Source organism: Burkholderia sp. Se-20373, from assembly GCF_017104705.1.
GTDB lineage: Bacteria > Pseudomonadota > Gammaproteobacteria > Burkholderiales > Burkholderiaceae > Burkholderia.
Window position 1 is genome coordinate 1 of the sequence record NZ_JAAGPH010000364.1, and the last position, 951, is coordinate 951.

1 pseudogene is annotated in these 951 nt (G+C 67.1%); it reads left to right on the plus strand.

What is annotated here, in order from left to right:
• Positions 1–951 (plus strand): annotated as a pseudogene (locus G3N96_RS39970) (hypothetical protein); the annotation flags it as partial.

Sequence of the window (951 nt, forward strand, 5' to 3'; positions counted from 1 at the left end):
ACCTGAAGCAGGCGGACGGCGCGTTCTACACGGTGCCTTTCGTCACGTACCAGAACAGCGCCGGCGTCACCCAGACGCAGTTCGCCGCCGGTGGGCGAGGCGACGCGCTGGGGCGGCCCTGCTGGGCGCTGGTGGCCAACCATTACATCAACCGCAAAGGTCTGGCGGCGCCGTACACCAAGCGCGCTGCCGAGCTTGTGGCGCCGGAAGGCGGCGGCGGCAACTACGGCCCCAACAGTGGCGGATTCGACCAGCTTGGCTACGGCACGCTCACCTGCACGCTCGACCCCGGCACCCCTGCCGCAACGCCGACCGGCCTGACCGGCTACGCCAGCGCGGGCAAGGTGGTGCTGTCGTGGTGGGGCAGCAGCAACGCCGTCAGCTACAACGTCAAGCGCGCCACCATTGCCGGCGGACCGTACAGCACCATCAGGAGCGGTATCACCGATCTGCTGACCTTTAGCGATATGCCCGCCGGTGCCGGCACGTATTTTTATGTCGTGACGGCGCAAACGATTGCGGGCGAATCGGCGCCCTCCAACGAAGTGAAAGTGATCACGGCGCAGCAGCTGCTCGCGCACCTCACGTTTGATGAAGGCAGCGGCGTGACGGCCGCCGATAGCTCGGGCAACGGGCGCAATGGCACGCTCAACGGTGCAACGTGGGCAGCGGGGCGCAGCGGCAACGCGGTTTCGCTCAACGGCTCGGGTGCGTATGTGGCGTTGCCCGACGATCTGCTGGCCGATGTGTCGGACTTCACCATCGCCAGCTGGGTGTTCTGGAACGGCGCGCAAACGTGGGCCCGCCTGTTCGACTTCGGTACGGGCTTCCACCGCTACATGATGTTCACGCCGCGCGCACAGTTGCGCAACGGCTGGGCCGGCATGCGCTTCGCGATGACGGCCAACGGCCCCGGTGACGGCCCTCCGGAACAGATCATCGACGCCCCCA